Origin of the sequence: Tissierella sp. P1, assembly GCF_002266425.1 — a bacterium.
In the GTDB taxonomy this organism is placed as follows: Bacteria; Bacillota; Clostridia; order Tissierellales; family Tissierellaceae; genus Tissierella; species Tissierella carlieri.
The window spans coordinates 1-24,780 of record NZ_NPMN01000044.1; the positions used below are offsets into that span (position 1 = coordinate 1).

Annotated in this window: 26 protein-coding genes, 1 pseudogene and 1 riboswitch; of the genes and pseudogenes, 23 read left to right on the plus strand and 4 right to left on the minus strand. The window is 31.4% G+C overall.

What is annotated here, in order from left to right:
• Positions 1–188: 188 nt before the first annotated feature.
• A riboswitch (glycine riboswitch) is annotated at positions 189–288 on the minus strand.
• A 299-nt stretch (positions 289–587) separates the two neighbouring features.
• Complete coding sequence (locus CIW83_RS20170) at positions 588–1,262, minus strand: PHP domain-containing protein (RefSeq protein WP_094904243.1); 675 nt, start codon at positions 1,260–1,262, stop codon at positions 588–590.
• 363 nt (positions 1,263–1,625) lie between these two features.
• Between CIW83_RS20170 and CIW83_RS20175 the strand changes: the two genes are divergently transcribed.
• The 17 genes from CIW83_RS20175 (at position 1,626) to spoVAE (ending at position 16,284) form a co-directional block, all read left to right on the plus strand.
• Entirely contained in the window at positions 1,626–2,492 is an 867-nt protein-coding gene (locus CIW83_RS20175) for a cation diffusion facilitator family transporter (protein ID WP_094904244.1), read from the plus strand.
• A 103-nt stretch (positions 2,493–2,595) separates the two neighbouring features.
• Positions 2,596–3,630, plus strand: coding sequence for a C40 family peptidase (locus tag CIW83_RS20180; RefSeq protein WP_094904245.1), 1,035 nt, complete (start codon positions 2,596–2,598; stop codon positions 3,628–3,630).
• Positions 3,631–3,812: 182 nt separating this feature from the next.
• On the plus strand, positions 3,813–5,309 hold the full coding sequence (locus CIW83_RS20185; protein WP_158220189.1) for a Na+/H+ antiporter NhaC family protein: 1,497 nt from the start codon (positions 3,813–3,815) through the stop codon (positions 5,307–5,309).
• A 181-nt stretch (positions 5,310–5,490) separates the two neighbouring features.
• Positions 5,491–6,432 (plus strand): sigma 54-interacting transcriptional regulator, encoded by a 942-nt coding sequence (locus CIW83_RS20190; protein WP_158220190.1) that lies wholly within the window; start codon positions 5,491–5,493, stop codon positions 6,430–6,432.
• Between the two features lie 5 nt (positions 6,433–6,437).
• Complete coding sequence (locus CIW83_RS20195) at positions 6,438–6,920, plus strand: helix-turn-helix domain-containing protein (protein ID WP_094904248.1); 483 nt, start codon at positions 6,438–6,440, stop codon at positions 6,918–6,920.
• 143 nt (positions 6,921–7,063) lie between these two features.
• On the plus strand, positions 7,064–8,221 hold the full coding sequence (locus CIW83_RS20200) for a saccharopine dehydrogenase family protein (protein ID WP_094904249.1): 1,158 nt from the start codon (positions 7,064–7,066) through the stop codon (positions 8,219–8,221).
• A 361-nt stretch (positions 8,222–8,582) separates the two neighbouring features.
• The gene (gene nhaC, locus CIW83_RS20205) at positions 8,583–10,001 is read left to right on the plus strand and encodes a Na+/H+ antiporter NhaC (RefSeq protein WP_094904250.1); all 1,419 of its coding nucleotides are present in this window, start codon (positions 8,583–8,585) and stop codon (positions 9,999–10,001) included.
• Positions 10,002–10,245: 244 nt separating this feature from the next.
• A complete protein-coding gene (locus tag CIW83_RS20210) occupies positions 10,246–11,091 on the plus strand; it encodes a bifunctional 5,10-methylenetetrahydrofolate dehydrogenase/5,10-methenyltetrahydrofolate cyclohydrolase (RefSeq protein WP_094904251.1) in 846 nt (281 codons plus the stop codon).
• A 121-nt stretch (positions 11,092–11,212) separates the two neighbouring features.
• On the plus strand, positions 11,213–11,548 hold the full coding sequence (gene spoIIAA / locus CIW83_RS20215; RefSeq protein WP_094904252.1) for an anti-sigma F factor antagonist: 336 nt from the start codon (positions 11,213–11,215) through the stop codon (positions 11,546–11,548).
• 5 nt (positions 11,549–11,553) lie between these two features.
• On the plus strand, positions 11,554–12,000 hold the full coding sequence (gene spoIIAB, locus CIW83_RS20220) for an anti-sigma F factor (RefSeq protein WP_201260070.1): 447 nt from the start codon (positions 11,554–11,556) through the stop codon (positions 11,998–12,000).
• A 5-nt stretch (positions 12,001–12,005) separates the two neighbouring features.
• Positions 12,006–12,764: an RNA polymerase sporulation sigma factor SigF gene (sigF, locus tag CIW83_RS20225; RefSeq protein ID WP_094904254.1), complete on the plus strand. Its 759-nt coding sequence runs from the start codon at positions 12,006–12,008 to the stop codon at positions 12,762–12,764.
• Between the two features lie 458 nt (positions 12,765–13,222).
• The gene (locus CIW83_RS22405) at positions 13,223–13,387 is read left to right on the plus strand and encodes a hypothetical protein (RefSeq protein WP_158220191.1); all 165 of its coding nucleotides are present in this window, start codon (positions 13,223–13,225) and stop codon (positions 13,385–13,387) included.
• Entirely contained in the window at positions 13,380–14,003 is a 624-nt protein-coding gene (locus CIW83_RS20230) for a stage V sporulation protein AA (RefSeq protein ID WP_094904255.1), read from the plus strand. The genes CIW83_RS22405 and CIW83_RS20230 overlap by 8 nt, the downstream gene beginning before the upstream one ends.
• Positions 14,004–14,015: 12 nt before the next feature.
• Entirely contained in the window at positions 14,016–14,429 is a 414-nt protein-coding gene (locus CIW83_RS20235; protein ID WP_094904256.1) for a stage V sporulation protein AB, read from the plus strand.
• A gap of 14 nt (positions 14,430–14,443) precedes the next feature.
• Entirely contained in the window at positions 14,444–14,893 is a 450-nt protein-coding gene (spoVAC, locus tag CIW83_RS20240; RefSeq protein ID WP_094904257.1) for a stage V sporulation protein AC, read from the plus strand.
• Positions 14,894–14,897: 4 nt separating this feature from the next.
• Positions 14,898–15,917 (plus strand): stage V sporulation protein AD, encoded by a 1,020-nt coding sequence (gene spoVAD, locus CIW83_RS20245; RefSeq protein ID WP_094904258.1) that lies wholly within the window; start codon positions 14,898–14,900, stop codon positions 15,915–15,917.
• A 10-nt stretch (positions 15,918–15,927) separates the two neighbouring features.
• Positions 15,928–16,284: a stage V sporulation protein AE gene (gene spoVAE, locus CIW83_RS20250; RefSeq protein ID WP_094904259.1), complete on the plus strand. Its 357-nt coding sequence runs from the start codon at positions 15,928–15,930 to the stop codon at positions 16,282–16,284.
• Positions 16,285–16,293: 9 nt separating this feature from the next.
• Here spoVAE and CIW83_RS20255 read toward each other — a convergent pair whose 3' ends face one another.
• The gene (locus CIW83_RS20255) at positions 16,294–19,203 is read right to left on the minus strand and encodes a penicillin-binding protein 1A (protein WP_094904260.1); all 2,910 of its coding nucleotides are present in this window, start codon (positions 19,201–19,203) and stop codon (positions 16,294–16,296) included.
• 263 nt (positions 19,204–19,466) lie between these two features.
• Between CIW83_RS20255 and CIW83_RS20260 the strand changes: the two are divergent.
• From CIW83_RS20260 to CIW83_RS20275, 4 genes and pseudogenes are all read left to right on the plus strand, one after another.
• Positions 19,467–20,725: pseudogene (locus CIW83_RS20260) on the plus strand (hypothetical protein); the annotation flags it as partial.
• A 70-nt stretch (positions 20,726–20,795) separates the two neighbouring features.
• The gene (locus CIW83_RS20265) at positions 20,796–21,239 is read left to right on the plus strand and encodes an NUDIX hydrolase (protein WP_094904261.1); all 444 of its coding nucleotides are present in this window, start codon (positions 20,796–20,798) and stop codon (positions 21,237–21,239) included.
• A gap of 48 nt (positions 21,240–21,287) precedes the next feature.
• Entirely contained in the window at positions 21,288–21,935 is a 648-nt protein-coding gene (locus CIW83_RS20270) for a YigZ family protein (RefSeq protein WP_094904262.1), read from the plus strand.
• 53 nt (positions 21,936–21,988) lie between these two features.
• Positions 21,989–22,390, plus strand: coding sequence for a CoA-binding protein (locus tag CIW83_RS20275; RefSeq protein WP_094904263.1), 402 nt, complete (start codon positions 21,989–21,991; stop codon positions 22,388–22,390).
• Between the two features lie 15 nt (positions 22,391–22,405).
• Here the strand turns inward: CIW83_RS20275 and CIW83_RS20280 are convergent, their stop codons facing one another.
• Entirely contained in the window at positions 22,406–22,756 is a 351-nt protein-coding gene (locus CIW83_RS20280; RefSeq protein WP_094904264.1) for a sulfite exporter TauE/SafE family protein, read from the minus strand.
• Positions 22,753–23,112, minus strand: a complete 360-nt coding sequence (locus CIW83_RS20285; RefSeq protein ID WP_094904265.1) for a sulfite exporter TauE/SafE family protein — start codon at positions 23,110–23,112, stop codon at positions 22,753–22,755. Before CIW83_RS20285 ends, CIW83_RS20280 begins: the two co-directional genes overlap by 4 nt.
• Positions 23,113–23,211: 99 nt before the next feature.
• Here CIW83_RS20285 and nadE point away from each other — a divergent pair, with 99 nt between their 5' ends.
• On the plus strand, positions 23,212–23,931 hold the full coding sequence (gene nadE / locus CIW83_RS20290) for an NAD(+) synthase (protein WP_201260071.1): 720 nt from the start codon (positions 23,212–23,214) through the stop codon (positions 23,929–23,931).
• Between the two features lie 146 nt (positions 23,932–24,077).
• The coding region (locus CIW83_RS20295; RefSeq protein ID WP_094904266.1) for a YebC/PmpR family DNA-binding transcriptional regulator at positions 24,078–24,780 on the plus strand (703 nt) is incomplete at its 3' end.

Sequence of the window (24,780 nt, forward strand, 5' to 3'; positions counted from 1 at the left end):
ATGTAGACAAATAAAATCGTGAATTAATTTAAATAATCAGATTTATTTGTGTGTGTGTCATAAAATTAATATATACTTAATAACTTCTCAATTGGAAGGTATTAATGCCTCATTTAATTCCCTAAAAGATATCTATTCTGCAAAAAACGAAAAGACAGAGAGGTTGGGCGGCATGAAAATTATTGCCACTCTACCTCCCTGTCCTTGTATCTGAAAGTTTCCTCATAATATGTATTATGAGTTGCTTCTTCGATGCTTGATTCAACAAGTCTCTCCAGGGAACGCGTCAGATTATTGTTAATTACCTGAGAGTTTCAGAATAAGATGAGTGATATCTTAACTCCTTGCTCCTACGGTTATCCTAATTGATATTTCCAATAATCTTCATTCGCTTATTAAATTATCTAACAGATAATATGTTACCATGAATATTAAATAATTTCAAGTAAAATATATTTTTTTTATAATAAAATTATGAAATATAGATAATCTTAATAATATAGAGATAATAAAGATAAAGAAAAAGAACTTCTAGTCAGCAATAGAAGTTCTTTTTCTTTGTTTTTTTATAAGAGAGAGTGAATTTGTTATTTAAGAGATACTATTTTTGTGTGTGAAGAAATATGATCTTCATAGAAATAATCAATATCTTTATATTTACCATTTTTTCTCATAAGAGGATGAAAATTACCTGATTTAAGAGCTTCTATAAAGTCTCTATGATCTCTTATAGTGTCATAGAATTTGGTAGCATATGTCCCAAGTTTCTCAAGCTTATGAGCGTCACTAGCACCTAAAGAGGGCAGGTTTAACTCAGTAGCTAGGGCATAAGATTGCAAATTATGGTATGAATATGTGCTGCCATTGAAGGATTCTATTCCATCTAATAAATGGCTAAGCTTTCTCATGTTTTCCCCTATACCACGATTATTATTTCTGAAAGGGTGAGCTGCAATGGCAGCACCATTATGTTTTTTTACTAATTTTAGTAATTCTTCCGCACTTATCATCTCTTCCGGAATATCTTTAAGTCCAAATACAAGTATATCCCCTTCATGAGTCAATACTTCTGCTCCAACTATTACCAAGATTCCATTGATTTTCGCGGAATCTCCTATTTCATCTCTAAGATTATTATTATCATGGTTTGTGATGCAAATTCCATCTAAACCTATAAATTTAGCTAATTCAATAGATTCTTTAAAATCTAAGAAGCTATCAAATGAATATTTATTTTCATGTACATGAGTATCTATAATCATGGATTTTTCCTCCAAATTTTACTTTATAATAAATAATATATCATAAAAATCTATAAAAGATTTAGATATAGATAAATATTATAGTCATGACTTGTGCTATTAAGAAGTTGAATGATCTGTAACTATATATAGATTATTTAAATTATGAAATTTTAGTTTAACAAGAATAGAAGGATGGATGTAATTAATTGAATAATTTGTTAATACAATAAAATGAAGGGAACTCCTTTATTTTATTGATAAGATATATTATCAATTGATAACGATTTCTACATTCTAAAAGTCATTGATTTATCATATATATGGGTATATAATTAACGTTATCATTATCAATTAAAACAATTTAGAATATGGAGGGATATTGTGGAAAATTATAAATTAGGAGTGAGGGCATCTTGGATAACCGTAGTAGTTAATATAATATTAGCTGCATTTAAGGTGATAGCAGGGATTATAGGAAATAGTAGTGCTATGATAGCAGATGGAGTTCATACTTTATCTGATGTTTTAACTACATTTGTAGTTTTGCTTGGATTAAGAATATCATCAAAAGAGGCTGATAAAGAACATCCTTATGGTCATGAAAAATACGAATCTGTATTTGCTAAGGTCTTAAGCATGTTACTATTACTAACTGGTATATTTATCGGATATGAGGCCATTAAAGTTTTAATCAGTGGAGAGACTAGAACTCCAAAATTAATCGCATTGATAGCAGCATTTTTATCTATTATTGTTAAAGAAGGCATGTATTGGTATACCATAAAAATAGCTAGAAAAATCAAGAGTATATCTATGGAAGCAGATGCATGGCATCATAGATCTGATGCATTCTCGTCTATTGGTACATTTGCAGGAGTTCTTGGTGCACAATTAGGATTCACAGCTTTGGATCCAATAGCAGGAATTATTGTATCTATTTTTGTTGTGAAAGTAGGTGTGGATTTATATATTAAGTCCGTAAAAGAGCTAGTTGATGAGGCTGCAAGTGAAGAAGTCATAGAAATGATTAGAGCAAAGTCTGAGTTTATTGATGGAGTCAAAGGAATTAAAAGCCTAAAAACTAGAGTATTTGGAAATAGAATATATGTTGATATAGAGATTTTTGTAGATTCTAATATCTCAGTGAAATCTGGTCATGATATTGCAGAAAAGGTTCATGATAAATTAGAGGCAGAAATAAGTGATATAAAGCATTGTATGGTTCATATTGAGCCCTTCCAAAAATAGGTAATAATTTTTGTAATAATTTTGTAATAATTTGGTTGCAGGATTTAATATAATAGAATATAATAGTGTTATGTTTTAAATCTAATACGAGGGAGTGTTCATATTGTATAATAGAAAACACAAACTGCCGGCAACAATTATAGGTTTATGTCTTATTGGTTTAATTGGATTTAAGGACACTGGTATATTTGTTAAGGAATATATTAGTACAAAAGAAGATGGTACACAAGTTGTATTTAGCAAGGAAGAGAATGTTAATATCCTTAGAGAGACAGATGAAGCATATATAGTTCAAAAAGAGTCTAGCAGATATGAAATACCAATAGATGCTATGATAAGAACAACGAGATCGACTCAAAAATACATAGTGACAAAGAATACTAATATTTTAGACAAGCCAAATGGAATTCCTATTAGACCATTAAATATGGATGAGATTGTACAAGCACTTAAATATGAAGAAGATTATGGATTATTCAGTACAGAAGATGGTATTAATGGCTATATAAGATTGTCTGATATTGATGTTGTGGTAGAAAAAGGTATATCCTACGGAGTTTCAAAAGTTGATAAAGTTTTAAAAAATGATAAATCATTTTACACATTAGTAAACGGTGAGACAGTTGCTATAAATGATTTTAAGGACGATATTTATACTATTGTAGACGAAAGTGGTAACGAATTTAAGGTAAGTGAAAAATATATTGAATTGAGAAAAAGTAGAGAAAAAGTGTCTAGAGGCAATGTGTCTAGAAGAGCAGCATCTGTTACTAAGGTAATAGAAGCAGCATATAATGCTTTAGGAAAACCATATGTATCTGGTGATACTGGTAAGAGAGGGTACGATTGTTCAGGTCTTACTTATTCAATTTATTTAAATGTATTAGGTATGAAACTTAATAGATCTTCAAGTGATCAGGCTAAAAATGGTGTGGAAGTTAATAAAGCTGATCTTATACCTGGTGATTTGGTATTTTTTAGAACAACTGGAAAAGGTATTGGTCATGTAGGTTTGTATATTGGAGAAAATAATATGATACATGCATCTTCAGGTAGAAAAAAAGTTATGATTTCGTCTTTAGATGAGGATTATTATAGAACAAGATATATAACTGCTAGAAGGATTATAAATAATTAGTTTTAAATAAATGCATTGAAGAGCGGCTTTAGTTTTTCAATGCATTTTTAAATAGTTAGAATAGAATATCTAAAATTCACAATTTTCTCGCTATCAAAAAATTCTGTTGTTTACGACTTAATATTATGTTATACTTTAATTAAATTTTAACAATGCAGTTTATAAAAAGGAGGATGATCAAGGTGATTGCATTACTAAAGTTTTCGCCCATATTTTTATTAGCGGGACTTATGATGGTTAGTAATATTGAAGCTTTTAGTTTTCTCGGAGTTGACTTAGATATTTTAGTTATAGCTCCTATTGCAACAGTTTATGCAGCCATAGTTGCGGTTATAACTGAGAAGTACAAGCTTAACGAAATCGTAGATGCAGCCGTAGATAATGTTAAAGAGATGCAATTAGTATTTTTTATTCTTATGCTTGCTTATGCCATGGCAGAAGCATTTATGTCAACTGGAGTTGGCGCTGCAATTATAAATTTAGCCTTAGGATTAGGGATTACAGCTAAGACAGTTGCTGTTACTGCATTTATTATTTCGGCAATATTATCAGTGGCAACCAGTACATCATGGGGTACCTTTGCAGCTTGCGCACCTATTTTCTTATGGTTAAGCCATATAGTAGGAGGAGAAGTGGTTATTACTATTGGAGCTATTGCAGGCGGAGCATGTTTTGGTGATAATATTGGACTTATATCTGATACCACTGTTGTAAGTTCGGGTATTCAAGGTGTAGAGGTTATTCATAGAATTAGACATCAAGGTGTTTGGTCTGTAATATGTTTGGTTCTAGCGGCGATTTTATTCTTTACAGTGAGTTTAGGATTACCGGGTGAAGTTGGTAGTGCATCTGATGCTATAAACCAAATTCCAGAGGAAGTGTGGACAACTTTAGCTGAAGAAAGGCCAGCAGCAGTGGATTTATTAAATCAGGTAAAAGAAGGAGTCCCATTCTATATGATTATCCCTCTTATATTAGTATTAGGAGTTGCTATTAAGGGGATACCTACTTTAGCCTGTTTAGGTCTTGGACTTATTTCTTCTTATATATTAGGTCTATTAGCAGGTACTGTTGAATCAACTACTGCATTTTTAGATCTTATCTATACGGGGTTTGAAGGTGCTGGTTCATGGGTTATAGTTATGATGATGTGGGTTGGTGCATTTGGTGGAATAATGAATAAGATGAATGCATTCAAACCAATTTCTGATTTAGTTTCAAGAATGGTAAGAAATGTTAGACAATTAATGTTTGCTAATGGGCTTCTATCTATTATAGGTAATGCTGCTTTGGCAGATGAAATGGCTCAAATAGTAACTATTGGACCAATAATCAAAGATTTAACAGATGAAAACGTAGAGGCTAGTGAAGAAGACATGTACAAGCTTCGTTTAAGAAATGCAACATTCTCTGATGCTCTAGGGGTATTTGGTTCTCAACTTATTCCATGGCATGTTTATATTGCATTCTTCACAGGGATTGCTACAGCTATATATCCACTTCACGAATTTGTGGAATTTGATATAATTAAATATAATTTTATGGCAATTGTAGCTGTAGTTTCAATTTTATTATTAACTATAACTGGATTGGATAGACTTATTCCTTTATTTGGTATTCCGTCTGAGCCAAAAGTTCAGTTAAAGAAAAATATTAAAAAATCATCAAAAGCTGAATAGGAAAAAACTTTTGATAAAATCATAAAAATCTAATTTAAAAGATATTAACATATAGGAAAGGGATATATTATGAAATTATAGTATATCCCTTTCTTACAATATTTTATTAATTTATAAGTGGTTTCATCTGGATTAACTAAAGAAAAAGATGTAAATGAAAATAATAGCCGAGGTGATAGAATTGGACATTGCTTATAAGGATGTCTTGTTTGATATTATTGTAAATAATATCAATTTAGGAATTGCTATAGTTGATAAAGACGGTTTTTTCATTTATTATAATAATGTTATGGGTGAAATAGAAGGATTAGATGAACAAGAGGTTTTGGGAAAACACATTTTTGAAGCGTATCCGTCTTTTGATAAGAAAAATAGTACACTATATCATTGTTTAAATATAGGCACTCCTATTTACAATGATTTACAAAACTATATTAATGGGAAAGGTAGAAAAATTTTTTCTATCGTAACTAATATTCCAATTAAAATTGGAGATAAGATAGTAGGAGCCATAGAAATTGCTAAGGATGTAGACAAGGATGAAAAAACATATAAATCCGTTGATAACTGGTTAAATAAGCCCAAGATGAAGAAGGTTAATAATGATAAAATTAAAACCAATTACTATAATTTTGATGATTTTGTTACTTGTGATAAAAATATTATAAAATTGATTGAAAAGGTAAAAAAGATGGCTCGTTATGAATCTAATGTGTTAATTTATGGAGAAACTGGTACGGGTAAAGAGATATTTGCACAAAGTATTCATAATATAAGCAGTAGGAGAGACAAACCATTTATTGCGCAGAATTGTGCTGCAATCCCCGAAAACTTACTTGAATCTATTCTTTTTGGTACTGAAAAAGGTAGCTTTACAGGAGCTACAGATAAAGAAGGACTATTTGAACAGGCTGACGGGGGAACATTGCTCCTAGACGAATTGAATTCTCTTCCTATTTATCTGCAAGCAAAACTTTTGCGAGTATTACAAGAAAAATATATTCGAAGGGTTGGAGGAACTGCTGAAAAAAGAATTAATGTCAGAGTCATAGCTACAGTGAATGAAGAACCATCAAAACTTATTGAATTAGGGAAACTTAGACAAGATTTATTTTTAGGTTAAATACCTTGTATATCTATATACCACCCTTAAGAGATAGAAAAAAAGATATATTTTTACTTGTAGAACAGTATGTTAACAGATATAGTTCCGTATTTAATATAAAGTCAGCAGAGTTATCGAAAGATGTTCTAGACTTTTTTGAAAATTATGAGTGGAGTGGGAATGTTAGAGAATTAATTAATGTTATAGAATATATTTTGATGACTATAGATGATGATGGAAAAATAAAATTAAATCACCTTCCTTATTATTTATTAGAAAGATTAGAAAGAGAAAGAATTACCAAGGATTTTAAAGAGAAATATATCAATGATTCTTATCACGATATGTTAGATGATTTTGAGAGAAAGATAATACTAGAAGAGCTTATTAAATGTAGATGGAATGTTACTAAAGCTGCAGAAATGTTGAATATTAAAAGACAAACCTTGCAGAATAAAATCAAAAAACTTAAAATTGATGAGGCAAATTATACTGAATTTGCCTAAATAATACTAGTATTGCCCATATATGGGCAATACTAGTATTATTTTTTATCAATTAATGCATAGTTCCCTTGTTAGTTAATTGGCATGATTTTTGCTTTATTAATAATTGAAAGATAATAAATAAAAAGGGGAGGTTATATATTATGAAATATTTAGTATTAGGCTGTGGTCTTCAAGGGAGAGCAGTAGCATATGATATTTTACAGTTTGAAAGTGGCAGTGAGGTAATAATAGCAGACATTGATGATAAAAATTTAGAGATAGCTAAAAACCTTATCAACAATGATAAACTTTCTGTAGAAAAATTTGATATTTATAATGAAGAAGAAACGGTTGCTCTAATGTCAAAGGTTGATGTGATTGTTAACAGCCTACCTCATACATGGGAAATTACCGAAAGATTTTATAATGCTTTAAGTAAAACCAGAGATAAAAAAGCTGTTTTCACAGACTATTGGATGTGGGAAAAACATTATGAATTTGATGAAGAATTGAAAAAAGCAAATGTTTTAGCAGTTCCAGGATTAGGTATAGTACCAGGCTTTGGAAATATTTGTGCAGGTCAACTTGCTCATGAATTTGATCAGCTAGAGGAAACCCTGATTTATTGTGGTGGACTTCCAACTAAAAGGGGAGTAGCTCCATTAGATTATATGATTTTATTTAATGTTGAAGCTCTTCTAGACTTATACTTAACTCCACCAACAGTGATTCAAGATGGAAAATTAGCAGTTGAAGATGCTCTTGATAATCTTGAAACATTTTTAATTCCTGGCTATGGGATGGTTGATGCATTAAAGACAGATGGTTTATATAGTCTAAATAAGACTATGTTAGAAAAAGGTGTTAAAAAGGCAGCTGAATATACATTACGTTATCCAGGACATTATCAAACAATGCAAATATTAAACGACGCTGGTTTCTTTAGCAAAGAGCCAATAAATGTAAATGGAGTAGAAGTAATTCCAAGAGATTCTTCAGAAGTGATTCTCAATAATTTGATGGAAAAGATACCTGGAGTTAGAGACTTTACTTATCTATATGTAGTGGGAAAAGGATTAAAAGACGGAAAATATGTACAGAAATCATATGAATTGTTAGACTATAGTGATGAAGAAATAGGAATCACATCTATGGAAAGAACAACTGCTTATCCATCATCAATAGCGGCAATGATTATTGCACATGATGATGGGGGGATGAGAGGAGTAGTTGAACCAGAAAATATTTTTGTAGGAGAACGTTTTGAGAAAATGGTTAGTGAACTAGCTAAGAGAGGCGTTATTGTGTATGAGAAATAATTGAATTAGTAAGAGAACAATACTCTTTTAATGTGTTAATTGTAGCTGAACTATAGATGAAATTTCTAATTAAATGCCCTTATCTGAGCGATTTGCTCAGATAAGGGCATTTAACATAGAGCATTGGCTTTTAATTTTGAAATATCAGTTAATTTCCAAGTAAATATAATTTAGATTTATAATATTTATAGGTAGAAATAAGCAATAAATAGCATTTAGAATCAACTAGTATATCAAAATTTGCAAATTTTATGTTCTATTGATTTTGACACAATCAAATTAACGAATTAAAGTGGCATAAGTATTGCATAAATAATTATTTAAAATAATTTAAATAAAAATAAGTTTTGAGGAGGTAGGTATGGACAAAACATTATCAGAAGTTAAAAAACCGTCATTATTACTATCACTTGTACCATTTCTTGCACTAATTGGTTTTATGCTTCCAGGTGTAATTATCCTTGAGGTGGAACCTCATATTCCTTTAATTGCAGCTTCAATACTTACTGCTTTTATCGGTAAATACTTAGGCCATTCTTGGGATGATATGGAAAAAGCAATGATTGAATCAAATGCTATGGTGATGCAAGCAAATTTTATTATTTTGATAGTTGGAATGCTAGTTGGAACTTGGATTGCTGGAGGAATTGTGCCGGGGCTAATATATTATGGATTAGAATTATTTACTCCAAATATGTTTTTATTTCTATTACCAGTTATTTGCTCAGTTATCTCTGTTTCAACTGGAAGTGCATGGACAACTGCTGGTACTATAGGAACAGCAGCTATGGGAATAGGTGCCGCACTGGGAATTCCTCCAGCTATTACTGCAGGCGCAGTAGTAACGGGAGCATCTTTTGGAGATAAACTTTCTCCATTATCTGATAGCACTAATTTAGCTGCTGCGGTAACGGGTACTAATGTATTTGATCATGTCAGGCATATGCTTTACTCTACTATTCCTAGCTTCTTAATTGCAATAAGTATTTTTGGTTTTATTGGAACTAGTTATAAGAATACTGCAGTAAATATTGAGCAAATTTTTTCAGTTCTTGAATCTATAGATAGCATATTTATCATAACTCCATGGATATTTATAGCGCCTCTAACAGTAATTTTAATGATTATTTTTAAAGCACCTGCAGTACCTGGAATGATTGGTGGCACTTTTGTCGGTATATTATTCTCCTTATTCCAAGGTCACGGATTAAAAAATACATTATATTATATAATGTATGGATTTGAAGTTACAACAGGAAATGTGCTAGTAGACAAGCTTCTAAACAGGGGAGGTATGAGTTCAATGCTAGAGATAATAGCGCTAGTTATTTGTGCTTTAACTTTTGGTGGACTTATTAAACAAATAGGTGTGATAGATACTATATTAGAAACAATACTAAGAAAAGTTAGAAAAAGAGGTTCTATTATCCTTTCAACTGTTATTTCATCAATTGCTATGAATTTTATGGCTGCTGACCAATATATGGCTATTGTAATACCAGGGCAAATGTTTAGACCAGTATTTGAAAGACTAAATCTACATTCTAAGAATCTATCTAGAATATTAGAGGATGCAGGTACTCTAACATCAGGCCTAGTCCCATGGTCAACTTGTGGCGCGGTTTATTTTGCTACTTTAGGTGTAAGTTCCTTCCAATATGGCCGTTTCCACTTCTTAGGTCTAATTAATCCAATAATCGCTGTTGTTTTTGGGTATACAGGATTTGCTTTAGCTAGATTGGATCCAAGCAAGCCAATAAAAAATTTTATTGATGATTGATTACTATTAATATTGGAGTCAAGGAAAATCCACATAGCGCTTCCTTGACTTTTTCATCTAAAATTTAGGCGGTATTTTATCCATGCTAAAAAATATAAAGATGTAATATGAGAGGGTTTTTTCAGTATCACTATATTCGGGTGCTTTTTTAATAAGGGATTCTTGAATTAAAAAGGGAATATGTTATAATTTGAATTGTCACTACAATTTAATTGTAGACAATAGATGAAAGAGGTGTTGTTAGATGGCGGAAATTTTAAAAGGAAATGTTGTTGCAGCTCAAATTAAGGAAAAGATGAAAAAGGACATTGAAGAACTTGCTAAAATAGGAAAAATACCTACTTTAGGTATTGTTAGATTGGGAAATAACCCTGATGATGTTTCTTATGAAAAAAGTATAATTAAAAATTGTGATGCAATCGGAATAAGCTCTAAAGTTTTTGAAAGAAATGTAGATATGACTACTGAAGAGTTAATAGCATTGATGGAAGAATTAAATCAGGACAATTCCATATCAGGAGTACTTGTATTTAGACCTTTACCAAAACATATTGATGAAGCTAAAATAAGAGAGGCTTTATCTCCTTTGAAAGACGTAGATTGTATGCATCCATTAAATTTGGCTAAGATATTTGAAGGAAATATGACTGGATTTACACCTTGTACTCCAAAGGCAGCTATGGAAATACTCTTATATAACAATGTAGCTCTAGAAGGTAAAAATGTGGTTGTTGTTAATAGATCTATGGTACTTGGTAAACCTTTAGCAATGATGCTGCTTGAGAAAAATGCTACTGTTACTATTTGCCATTCTAGAACTAAAAATTTACATGAAATAACTAGTAAAGCTGATGTAGTAGTTACAGCACTGGGTAAAGCAAAATTCTTTGATGAAAAATATTTTAATGAGAACTCAGTGTGCATAGACGTAGGAGTTAGCTTAGATAATGAAGGAAAATTAAGTGGGGATATTGATTATCCAAAGGTGTCTGAAATGGTTTCTATGATTACACCTGTTCCTGGTGGCGTTGGTGCAGTAACTACATCACTTCTTCTATCCCATGTAGTAGAAGCTTGCAAAAAAATGTAATGAAAAGAGTCTTTTTAGACTCTTTTTTTCATTTAACAACAAAAATAGTCAATATTCTTTGAAGGAGAATCGGGTACATATATAGAATATATAGATATGAAAATAGACAGGAGGGGATATTTTGTATCTATCAGTAGAAAAACATAAAAACAATCTGTTGGTACAATTTAAAGGCGAGTTAGATCATCATACTACCGAAAATGTAAGGGAAAAGATAGATCAACAATATTTTGATCAGAGAATTAAAAACATAATATTAGATTTAAGGGGGCTGACTTTTATGGACAGCTCAGGCATTGGGCTTATTATGGGAAGGTATAGAAATTGTATTGATAAAAGCGGTATGGTAGCTATAGTAAGTGATAATGCATATGTGGACAAGATGCTTAGAATGTCTGGATTGCTCAAGATAATTAATGTATATCCAACAATTGAAGAAGCAGCTGAAAACTTATAAAGGAGATGAAAATAGTGGAAAAGAATTATATGAAATTAGAGTTCTTGAGTAAATCAAACAACGAATCCTTTGCAAGAGTTGTAGTGGCGGCATTTGCATCTCAGCTGGATCCTACATTAGAAGAACTATCAGATATTAAAACTGCTGTATCAGAAGCCGTCACAAATGCTATCATACATGGTTATGAATATGGAGAAGGTATAGTAATTGTTGAGTCAAGAATTGAAGGCAATGAAATCGAAATAATTATTGAAGATAAGGGGATGGGAATTGTTGACATAGACAAAGCTCGCGAGCCATTTTACACATCTAAGCCAAATCTAGAAAGGTCAGGTATGGGTTTTACAGTTATGGAAACTTTCATGGATAGTCTTGAGATAGAAAGTATTAAAGGGAAAGGTACAATAGTACGTATGACGAAAAGATTTAAAAGCCTTTTGGATAAGGAGTAGATAATATGAATGCAAGCAGCGAAAATAAGGCTTTATTATCCCATGAGGAGACCATGGAGCTTATTAAAGATGCACAGAATGGTAGTATGGAAGCCAAGGATATATTAGTATCCTCTAATCTAGGGCTTATTAGATCAGTGTTAAGGGGATTTATGAATAGAGGATATGAAGTAGATGATTTATTTCAAATAGGTAGTATAGGTTTATTGAAAGCCATTGATAAATTTGATACGACCTTTGATGTTAGATTTTCAACTTATGCAGTACCTATGATAATAGGGGAAATTAAGAGATTTTTAAGAGATGATGGTTTAGTGAAGGTAAGTAGGTCGCTAAAACAAACAGCTGCAAAAGCCAAGGGAGCAGAAGAAAAGCTATTTATGGAACTTGGAAGAGAACCTACTATTCAAGAGATATCCGATGAAATACAAATGGATAAAGAAGATATAGTAATGGCACTAGAGGCTTCATATCATCCAGAGTATCTTTATGATGTTGTACATCAGAATGATGGATCTCCACTATATCTAATAGATAAAATCAGCAATGAATCAGAGGATGATAGAGATTTAGTTGATAACATAGTATTAAAAGATATGTTAGCAAGTTTAAAGCCTAGGGACAGGCAAGTTATTATTTTAAGATATTTTAAGGACAAAACTCAAACTGAAGTAGCAAATCAATTAGGTATATCTCAGGTTCAAGTTTCAAGAATAGAGAAAAAGATAATAGAAGAGATGAGAAAGAGTTTAGCAAAGGCATGATATATGCCTTTTTGCTTTATATAATAAAAGCTATATTAGAAAAGGAATATATATTTAAGTAGAGAAATAAATAAGGAGTATAAACAAATAAAGTGTAAATATTATAAAAGATAGTAACTCAAATAAGCTAGGATTAATTTTCTGGTTTTTTTTATTTTCTGACTTGCTGCATTTATTAATTTATTTGTATTGCAAATAAAAGATAGTGCTTTTAATAAGTATAACTGCTTTATATATACATTTATAGCACAATATTACTATAATTTATAGATTATCACAAATTTATGAAAAATAAACCGTATTATATTTATTACTTTGCATAATTAAATCAGTAATTCATTCGCATAATTTTGAATCTTTCGGATTGAGAGATATTAATTGTAAAATTTACCTATTAGATAATTTTTTGTATGAAAAAAGAAATACAGCAGATAATAATCTTAGAATGGGGTGATTAGATGGCATGTAAATTAAATTATAAAAAGATAATTATTGCTCTAATGATTTTTCTAATTCTTGCAGGAGGGCTCTTATGGTATAAAGAAGAAATAACTAATAAAGAAGTACCAAAAAAAGCGCAATTTGTAGATAATAATTTAGAGTGGAGTAAGATATATGGATAAAGAGCAAGTATATATAATTATAAATAAAAAAGCTGCCATTGAGCCTGAGAAAGATATATTGATTAAGGATTTAGGAGAAGTATATTGTTCAAATCCATATATAAAGAAAGCTACTGAAAATATCATAGTTCATACAAAGAAGGGGAAAGAGGATTGGGATTACTTAACTGCAACAGATATAGCGGAAAAGGTATTAAAGGAGTTTCCTAGTATTGACTTAAGCTTACTGGGTGAGGTTGAGATATTAATAGAATATAAATCTCAACAAAAGGAACGACCATTTTTTGAATTTATTAAAGTAACTTTAGTATGTTTAATTTTATTCTTTGGTGCAAGTATAGCTATAGTAAATTTTCATGTTGATGTGAACGCCAAAGAATCCTTGGAAAAACTATATTTTACTTTTACCGGAGTAAAAAAGAGCACTCCTTTACTTATGACTATTCCGTATTCAATTGGAATAGGGGTAGGAGTATTATTGTTCTTTACGAGGGTTTTCAGTTTTAGTGAAAGAAGAAAAAAGGAGCCGGGGCCTATGGAGATAGAGTTATTCTTATATGATGAGGACATGGAAAAACATATACTGAATGAAACTAAAAAGAAAGAAGAACCATAAAAGAGGTGCAATATGGTAGTAAAACTATTACTTATAATAATCTCTTTTGGAGGAGGATTGACAGTTGGTAGTGCAGCAGCAGCTTTTATTACTATACTTCAAATAGTTCCAAGATTAGTTCAAATCACTAAAACAAGTAAACAGGTTAAAGTTTATCAATTTACCATAACTTTATCATTTGTACTATTTGTTATAATATATTTTTCAAATTTTCATATGAGTTTATATAAAATCATTGTTATACTCATTAGCTTGTTATATGGAATCTTTATCGGATTACTATCTTCTGCTTTAGCTGAGGTATTGAATGTAATCCCAGTATTATCAAAAAAATTAAAAATAAAGGATAATTTAAGATATGTTATATGGGCTTTGATGGGTGGAAAGGTAGCAGGTTCATTATATTTTTGGTTATTTAATAAGTAGAGGAGATGAAATAAATGGAGAATATGAATAAAAAAGATTATCAAAAATATTCAGAAAAAAAGGTTCCAAAGCCTACTTATATGAAAAATATTATATTAGCCTTTTTAGTAGGAGGAGCAATATGTACTATAGGACAGCTTATAAGAAGCTGGTTAATGAAAAAAGGGCTTGATGAGAAAGCTGTTGCTTCGGCTACATCCATTATCCTAGTATTTATTGGTGCCTTTCTTACTGGGCTTGGAGTATATGATAAAATAGGGCAAATCGGTGGAGCGGGAGCAGCTATTCCTATTACAGGATTTTCTAATGCAATGGTATCCCCAGCAATGGAATTTAAGACAGAAGGTTTTATTTTTGGAGTAGCATCAAAGATGTTTATTATAGCGGGTCCTGTACTGGTATATGGAGTAGGAAGTTCCGTAATTGTAGGTGTATTACATTTATTATTTACTAAGGGGAGATAAAAGTATGGCAATAAAAAAATTTGGTTCACAGACAGTCAAATTTCAGAATCCACCTTCAATAGTAAGTACTTATACAATAGTGGGACCAAAAGAAGGTGAAGGACCTCTTAAGAAGTATTTTGATATGATATTAGAAGATGATATGTGGGGGCAAGAATCATTTGAAAAATCTGAAGCTAAAATACAAGAAGAAACAATAAAAGCAGCATTAACAAATGGAAATCTAACTAATAATGATATAGACTACTTGCTATCAGGAGATTTGTTAAATCAAATAATTTCCTCCACTTATACGGCAAGGTCTCTAAGTATACCATATTATGGTCTCTATGGAGCTTGTTCTACTATGACAGAATCTTTATCTTTAGGAGCGATGCTTATAGATGGAGGATTTGCAGACAAAGTAGTGTGCGCTACGTCTAGTCATTTTAGCTCTGCTGAAAGACAATTTAGATTTCCATTAGAATATGGATCTCAAAGAAACTTTGGAGCACAATGGACTGTTACTGGTTCTGGAGCTACTGTACTTTCATCACAAGGCAACGGACCTTATATAACTTATGCAACTACAGGTAAAATAATTGATATGGGTATTAAGGATGCAACAAATATGGGTGCAGCCATGGCGCCAGCAGCAGTTGATACATTAATCACTCATTTTAAGGATACAGGATATTCTCCCTCTAGTTATGATCTTATAATATCTGGAGATTTAGGTAAGGTTGGAAAATCTATAGTATTAGACTTAATGAAAAAAGAGGGATATGATTTATCTAGTATGTATACAGATTGTGGTGTAGAAATATTTGATGGTGATGCTCAAGATACCCATGCAGGGGGATCTGGATGTGGATGTTCTGCAGTGGTATTGAATGGATATATTTACAAGGAAATGATGAAAGGGAATTTCAGGAGAATATTAATTATGGCTACTGGAGCCCTTCATTCAACGATTATAAATCAACAGGGCGAATCTATTCCAGGAATAGCCCATGCAGTTACAATAGATGTAAGTAAAGGTTAGGGGTGATTAAATGGAATATGTCAAAGCTTTTATAGTTGGAGGGTTAATATGTGTAGTCGGTCAAATTATATTAGATAATACTAAATTAACTCCCGCTCATATATTAGTTTCATTTCTTACTGCTGGAGTTATATTAGGAGGAATTGGACTATATGAACCCCTTGTTAAATTTGGAGGAGCAGGAGCTACTGTACCAATAATTGGATTTGGAAATGCATTAGCTCAAGGAGCAATAGAAGGAGCAAAAACAAAGGGAATAATAGGGGCATTTACAGGGGGATTACAGGCCACAGCAGGTGGAGTAGCTGCTGCAATTTTATTTGGCTATATAATGGCGGTAATTTTTAATCCAAAAACGAAAAACTAAGGCTAAGCCTTAGTTTTCATTTTCGTCATCATTATCTTCATTATCCCATGGAAGTGGTGGGAAATAAAAATCATCATCTTCAATAGGATCTGGTGGTATAACTGTGCTTTGGTTATGCTCATCACAAATTTCTGTTGGTGCAGTATACTGGAAGTCTGAAGGTACTATACCATTATGTTCTGATGGGAAATATGGCGGAGTACGCTCTACAAATACTTTATTAACTTTGTTTTCTTCAGGACAATATTCATTAGCAATTTTTCCATTAGTTTTATCTATAGTGACCTCAACATGAACATCGCAGTAATCCTTAGGTTCAGTACCCTTTACAAATATCTCAGATCTAACAGCACTGCCCCCAGGATCGTGGGTGCAAAGTTCTGTGGCTAGTTTACCAGATTTGGTACATATCCTTGCAGATACTATACCACTAGGTTTCTCAAAAGATGTTTTACTTTCTAGACCTTCATGCATTCTAGTCATTATATGTTGCCATAATTGGGCAGCTGTACCACTATTATTCGTTAGGGTAATTTTAGGTGAATCATTTCCTATCCATGTAGCAGAAACATAATATGGAGTAAATCCAGCAAACCAAATATCCGCCTGATCTGTTGTTGTACCGGTCTTACCTGCTACTGCCATCTTAGAAATCTTAGCTCTTCCTGCAAGGCCATCTGATACAGTAGTTCTCAAAATATCTGACATTATATATGCTACTTGAGGGGATACTACCATAGTTTCTTTTGGCGTATTATCAATTAGTATATTGCCATTTTTATCTTCTATTTTAGTAAAAGCTATAGGTTCTATATATACACCGCCATTGGCTATAGCTCCATAAGCAGCAGTTAATTCTAGAGGAGTTATACCTTTTGTCATACCACCTAATCCTAGTGCAGATAAGGTTTCATCATTTCTAACTCTATTTTCTTTAGCCGTAACGAAACTATCATTTTCAGGATCAGTTTTACTAATAATACCTAGTTTTTCTAAATAAGCCATAGAAGTTTGTATACCTATTGATTCTACAGTCTTTACAGAGTTTACGTTAACCGATTGCTCAACTGAACGTCTTAAAGTATGGATACCTTTATATCCTTTATACCAGTTTTTAGGCCATAATTGTCCCTTATAATAGAAAGGAATATCATCTATTGGAGTTGCAGCTGTATAGCCGTTATCTAATGCTGGTAAATAAACAGCTATTGGTTTAATAGCAGAACCAGGCTGTCTCTGAGATGCAGTAGCTCTGTTTAAGATTCTAGCACCCTCAATATCTCTACCCCCAACTAAAGCTTTGATTTGTCCTGTCCAATAGTCCATAACAACAGTAGCTGATTGAGGTTGTACAATACCATCCTTAGATCTAAAGAAATATTTTTCACTGATTAATAAGTTTCCATTTTCATCAACTCTATAAAAGTCTTTGTTATTATTTAAATATGCACTGCCTATTTTAATTTCTTTACTGTCAGAAACATTATAATTCTCTGCTGGTATTGTGATAGAACCAACACTATGACTTACTAAATTTTTTCTATCATCGATAGTATAATAGTCTGCAACATCTATATGTTTTGGATATGGAGTAAGTTTCTTGTTTTTAATAAATAGGTTATTATCTCTAAACTCATAAGTACCCTTTTCCAATACTAATTCAAAATTTTCATTAAATAAGTTGGTTTGACTATAGTAGATGATATTACCTTTTTCATCAATAACATCTTTAGCCTTATTTAATCTCCAATCCACTAATATAGGACCTTTTTTCTTTTCAGGATTGCCGACTAATATCTCAGTAAAATTATTATATACATCTTCAAGTTCTCTTTGAAGTTTTACATCCATAGTTGAATAGATTTTTAGTCCGCCTGTAAACAATTCATCTTGAGCTTGTTCTTTTGTATATCCTAACCTCTTTACTAAGGCATCAACTGCCTGAGTTTTAACATAATCTGTAAAATAGGAAGAAATTCCTTCAATCTTCTTTTGACCGGGTTTTAGGTTTTCCTTGATATTTTCATTTAATGCTTCTTGATATTCTGATTCTGTGATTTTATTTAAATCTAACATTTTCTTTAGTACAATTTTTTGTCTTTTTACAGCCTCTTCGTTATATATTGCTATATACTTTTCTCCTAGTATTTCTAATCTCCCAACTTCATAATGCTTTGTACTATCGAAATTCTCAGGACTTACAGTACGATAAGGTGCATATTTAGTCGGAGATTTTACTATGCCTGCAAATAATGCAGATTCTGCAATAGTAAGGTCTTCAACATTCTTTGAAAAGTAAGTTTGTGCAGCTTCCTGAACTCCATAAGCGCCTTGTCCCAAATTATTCCTATTTAAATAGGCCTCAAGTATTTGATCCTTTGTTAGAGCCTTGTCAATTTGAAGAGCTAGATAAGCCTCTTTAATTTTTCTATCCCAACTTTTCTCTAGTGTTAGATAAACATTCCTTGCCAATTGCTGTGTGATTGTACTTGCACCTCTGATAGCAGCACCAGCTTTTAAATTATCTATGGCAGAAGATATAATACCTTTAGGGTCCACACCTATATGATCTATAAATCTTTCATCTTCTATTGCAATAAATGCATCTTTAAGATGCTGTGGCATTTGATTTAGTTTCACCATAGTTCTAAATTCAGGTGCCTGAATTTTTTCGATAAGCTCACCATTTGCATCATATATAGTTGATGTTAGATCTAAAGATGCATTAATCTTTGAAGGATCTATTGTTGGAACATCTTTCAAAATAGATAGAACTACACCAATTACTATTCCGCCTGCTATAACTGATAACATTAAAAATACAACTAAAAATATCTTTAATGACTTAAAAACAGTTCTTTTAGTAGATCCTTTCTTTTTTTTCTTTTGCTTATTATCATTATTATTGTTATTATCCATAAAATTACCTCCTTAATTGAGAAAAGGCTTAACTAGTTAATTATACCACAGAAATATTATAATGTTAATATTAGATGGTTTAAATCATGATTACAATATGGTTACGAAATAATTTAAAATTATATTATATGAATTGTATCCTCTATAGCTGGATTCATACACATATTGTTAGATAAAATATTAAAATAGTGATATAATAAAAATAAGAATATAATTATAATGATTTTTCGGGAGTTGATAAATTGAGCCAAGAAATAGCAAATATGGAGAGAGTTCTTATAATTGGAGTAGAACTTGATACTGATACAATTGATATTGAAAACTCTTTAGATGAATTGGAAGAATTAGTAAAAGCTGCTGGAGGAGTAGTAGTTTCTAGGGTAATACAAAAGAAAGAAAGTATAAATGCAGCCTACTTTATAGGGACAGGAAAAGCAGAGGAGATCAAAAACTATTGTGAAGAACTTGATATTACAACTGTAGTCTTCAATGATGAATTATCAGGTGCACAATTAAGGAATCTAGAAAAAATTATTGATAGGAAAATCGTTGATAGAACCAATCTGATTTTAGACATCTTTGCTAATAGAGCAAATTCAAAAGAGGGTAAATTGCAAGTAAAATTAGCTCAACTTAAATATCGACTTCCTAGATTAATAGGATTCAGAGATACCTATCTAGAGAGGGAGGAGGTATTGGTACAAGAGGGCCAGGAGAACAGAAATTAGAAACCGATAGAAGACATATATTGAGAGAAGTAGATAATATAGAAAAACAGTTGAAGGAAGTAGAGCAAAATAGAGAAGTAAAAAGAAAGAAGAGAGAAGGCTCAAATCTTCCAATTGTTGCATTAGTAGGTTATACTAATGCTGGAAAATCAACTTTATTGAATAAATTAATTCAATTTAATGATGAATATGAAGAATCAAAAGAAGTTTTTGTAAAAGATATGCTGTTTGCAACTTTAGATACATCTTTGAGGCGGGGAAAACTTCCTAATGGGCAAGTATTCTTGCTAACAGATACTGTAGGATTTGTATCCAAACTCCCGACTAGGCTAATTGAAGCATTTAAAGGAACTCTAGAAGAAGTGAAGTATGCAGATTTATTGCTTCATATTGTAGATGCTTCAAATAAAGATTTAGATATACAGATTCAAACTACTTATAATATATTAAGGGAATTAGAAGTACTAGATAAACCTATAATTACAGTCTTTAATAAGATGGATAAAGTAGATATTCATAATTTATTTTATGATAATAAATATGTGGATAATAAATTATTTATTTCAGCTAAAAATGGGGAAAATATAGATACACTTCTAAGAAACATTGAAAACCTATTACCTCAGCAATATAGATTAGTCACCCTAAAAATACCTTATAGTAAACAAGGCATAGTAAATTATTTTTGCGATAGTTATCAAGTGGATAATTTAGAGTATGTAGAAGATGGTACAGTATTAAAATTAACTATTAATCAAATTGATTTAGAAAAATATAAGGAATATATAATTAATTAAGAAATTATATTGAAATATTATAAGAAAATTAATATTATATATAAAATAAGAAAGGGAGTTGGTACTAATGATAATAAGGAACTGTGCTGGTGGAGTTGTATTTAAAGACAGCAAAGTATTTATATTAAAAAATGACAAAGATGAATGGGTATTGCCAAAAGGAAAAATTAGAGGTGAGCAATTACCTCCAGAAACAGCTATAAATAGAGTTGAATATGAGACAGGTGTAAATAAGCCTAAGATTGTTTCCTCTGCTGGAGAAACTGCTTATGAGTTTTATTCATTTACAAGACATCAAGCAGTTTGTAATAAAATTATATGGTATATAATGGAGTCAAAGAATGAAGAGCACTCCATAAATTTAGAGGAAGGTTTTAAAGAGGGAGGATTCTATCCGATAGAAAAGGCTATTGATATGATCACTTATAGTCAAGATAAATCTTTAGTTAGTTTAGCCTATAAAAGATATTTAGAATTCAAGGATTACGAACAAAAACTAAACTATGCTTAAAGAATAGGAGATTATATCTCCTTATTTTTTTAGTGAGAGGAAGATTTTATGGATAAGATTTATAGAACTATATATACTTATGGAGAAGAAGAAACAATCATCAACAAATCTAGATTTATTGGTTATGCTATGCCCATAGAAACTGAAGAAGAAGCCCTAGAGTTTATAGAAAAAATAAAAACAAAACATAGAGATGCTACTCATAATGTATACGCTTATGTTCTCGGTAAAGACAGCAATGCCCAGAGGTTTAGTGATGATGGAGAACCTTCTGGTACTGCAGGAATACCTGTATTAGAAGTTATAAAGAAGGAGAATCTAAGAAATGTAGTAGTTGTTGTAACTAGGTATTTTGGAGGAATTAAATTAGGTACAGGTGGACTTATTCGAGCTTATACAAGAGGTGCGAAGATTGGTCTAGACGCAGGAACGATAGTAGATATGGTTCTTCATAGTAGAATAAAAATTAGAATTGACTATACTTTATATGGAAGAATAGAAAATTATCTTATGAATGAAGGATATATAGTAGATGAGTCAGTATTTGATGATGCAGTTAATATCTTTGTTTACATAGAAGATGCGAAGATTGGAAGTTTTCAGAAGACAATGACAGATATAGCAAATGGAAATATCATATTAGAAACTCTAGATGAAGAATATATACCTATAAAAGACGGAAAAAGATTTATTTAAATTAGGTTAATAAAGAGTAATCAGGGTATAATCTTATATGGGATGGTGATAAAATGAATAATATGTCTCAAATAAAAGAAGAAATGCTTAGTAAAAAAGTATGGGTAGTAGCAGGTGTAACGGCAAATAAGGATAAATATGGCTATAAAATATGGAAAAAATTAAAGGAACATAAATATGAAACCTATGGAGTAAATCCAAATTATGAAGAGATTGAAGGAGATACAATCTATCATTCAGTTAAGGAGCTGCCAAAGAAAATTGATGTTCTTGACATGGTTGTACCACCAAAGATAGCTATACAAACATTAGATGAAGCAAAGGCTGCAGGAATTGAATATATATGGTTTCAGCCAGGCACATATAACGACGAGGTCTTAAATAAAGCAAGAGAGTTAGAACTGAAAATATTGTATGATGATTGTGTTTATGCTACTTTAAGAAGAGAAGAATAGGTCTAGAATCTTGACCTATTCTTTCTTTTTAATTAACTCATAAGTACCTACTATTAGTAAAAAAACTCCAAAAAACTTTTTTAATTTTGACGGTTCAATCTTCATAGCCAAAATTGAGCCTATAATAGCTCCAGCTATACCTCCTAGGATAATCAATTTAGCGAATGAGAAATCGATATTTCCTTTTTTATAGTGAGTGATTAAGGCGATAATAGCTACAGGAAGAAATACTATTAAATTAACTCCTTGAGCATATTGCTGCCTCATGTTATTGAATATAACCAAAGAAGGTATAAGGATTGTGCCTCCACCTATACCCATTCCACTAATTATACCTGATAAAAATCCAATTAAAGTTAAAATCATTTCCAAATCATCCTTATGGCAGTATAAATAATTACGCTACCGAATATTTTTCTTAATATATTGATAGGAATTTTATTTAAAGTTTTTGCACCAATATAAGATCCTACCATGCCACCAATTGTTACAGGGATAACTACTTTAAATGGAATAGAGCTATTTGCAAAATATATTATAGTGGATATAATTGATAATGGTAGAATTATAGATATTGCTGTTGCATGTGCCTTATAATCATCTATTCCAAGTAAAAATACTAATGCAGGTACTACAATGGTTCCACCTCCAGAACCAAATAAGCCATTGATTAGTCCAGTCACTAAACCTATAGATATTAATTTCATCTTATTTTTATCCATAAACTACTCCTTTATGTTATAATCATTATGATTAATCTCACCAATTATAGAGAAGATATACATATGATGAAATTTTACTAATTATTTGGAGGGGAAAAAATGGAAAATATAAATTTAACTGTAGATAAGTTAGTAGAGTGGTTGAAAGAAAAGGTAGAGGAAGCAAAGGCAGAGGGATTAGTTTTTGGATTAAGTGGAGGGATAGATTCAGCTGTTATAGCTGGAATAGCTAAAAAGGCATTTCCTGATAATTCATTAGGAATTATCATGCCTTGTCATAGTGATCTTATAGATGAAGAGCATGGTGTGCTGGTAGCTGAAAAACTAAACTTAAAGACTGCAAGGGTTGATTTATCTAATTCTTTTGATGTATTACTTAATTCTATGACAGTAGAAAATAAGAATAAGATGGCTATATCTAATTTAAAACCAAGACTTAGAATGACGACCTTATATTACTTTGCCCAAAATAATAATTATTTAGTAGTAGGTTCAAGTAACAAATCTGAATTTACTGTAGGATACTTTACTAAACATGGAGATAGTGGAGTTGACTTATTACCTTTAGCTTCCTTTGTAAAATCTGAAATCAGAGAATTAGCTAAAGTTTTAGGTATACCTGATATTATAATAGAGAAACCGCCAACAGCTGGACTATGGGCTAATCAAACTGATGAAAGTGAAATGGGATTTTCGTATAATATACTAGACAATTATATTAAAACTGGTGAAGGACCAAAGGAAATAGTAGAGAAAATTAAAAGAATGAATACTATTAGTGAACACAAAAGAGTTTATCCACCAATATTTAGAAAGTAGCAGAAGGTAAACCTGCATATTCACTACAGTAGGGCTAGTTTGGCTGCCTATACCTTGTAAATGATAAAAAATTAATAAATATAATGCAATAAGCATAATATTATGCTAGAATAGATAGGGCAATACTATAAAGGGAGTGAAATTTTATGGCAGGACATTCTAAATGGAATAACATTAAGAATAAAAAAGGTAAAGAAGATGCCAAAAGAGCAAAAATCTTTACAAAATTAGGTAGATATATTATGGTGGCAGCAAAAGAAGGTGGACCGGATCCAGATTATAACCCAGCATTAAAAGCAGCCATAGATAAAGCGAAGGCAGAAAATATGCCAAATGACAATATAGAAAGAGCAATTAAAAAAGGTTCAGGAGAGTTAGGAGCAGATAATTTTGAAGAAATTATCTATGAAGGCTATGGTCCAGGCGGGATAGCAGTATTTGCGGAGTGCCTAACAGATAATAGAAATAGAACAGCACCAGATGTAAGGCATGCCTTTGACAAAGGTGGCGGAAATATGGGGCAATCAGGTTGCGTTACTTTTATGTTTGATAAAAAAGGTATGTTGGCGATAGAAAGAACGGATTCTATAGATGAAGATGAATTAACTATGCTTGCAATCGACTTAGGTGCTGAAGATTTTATATCAGAAGATGAAGGATTTGAAATCATTACTAGTCCAGAAGACTTTAATACGGTAAAGGACGGACTAAAAGAGGCAGGATACGAATTTGCCATGGTGGAACTTACTTATATACCACAAAATACAGTAGCTTTAACTAATCCAGATGATATCAAGAATATGCAAAAATTAATAGATATGCTTGAAGATAACGACGATGTTCAAGAGG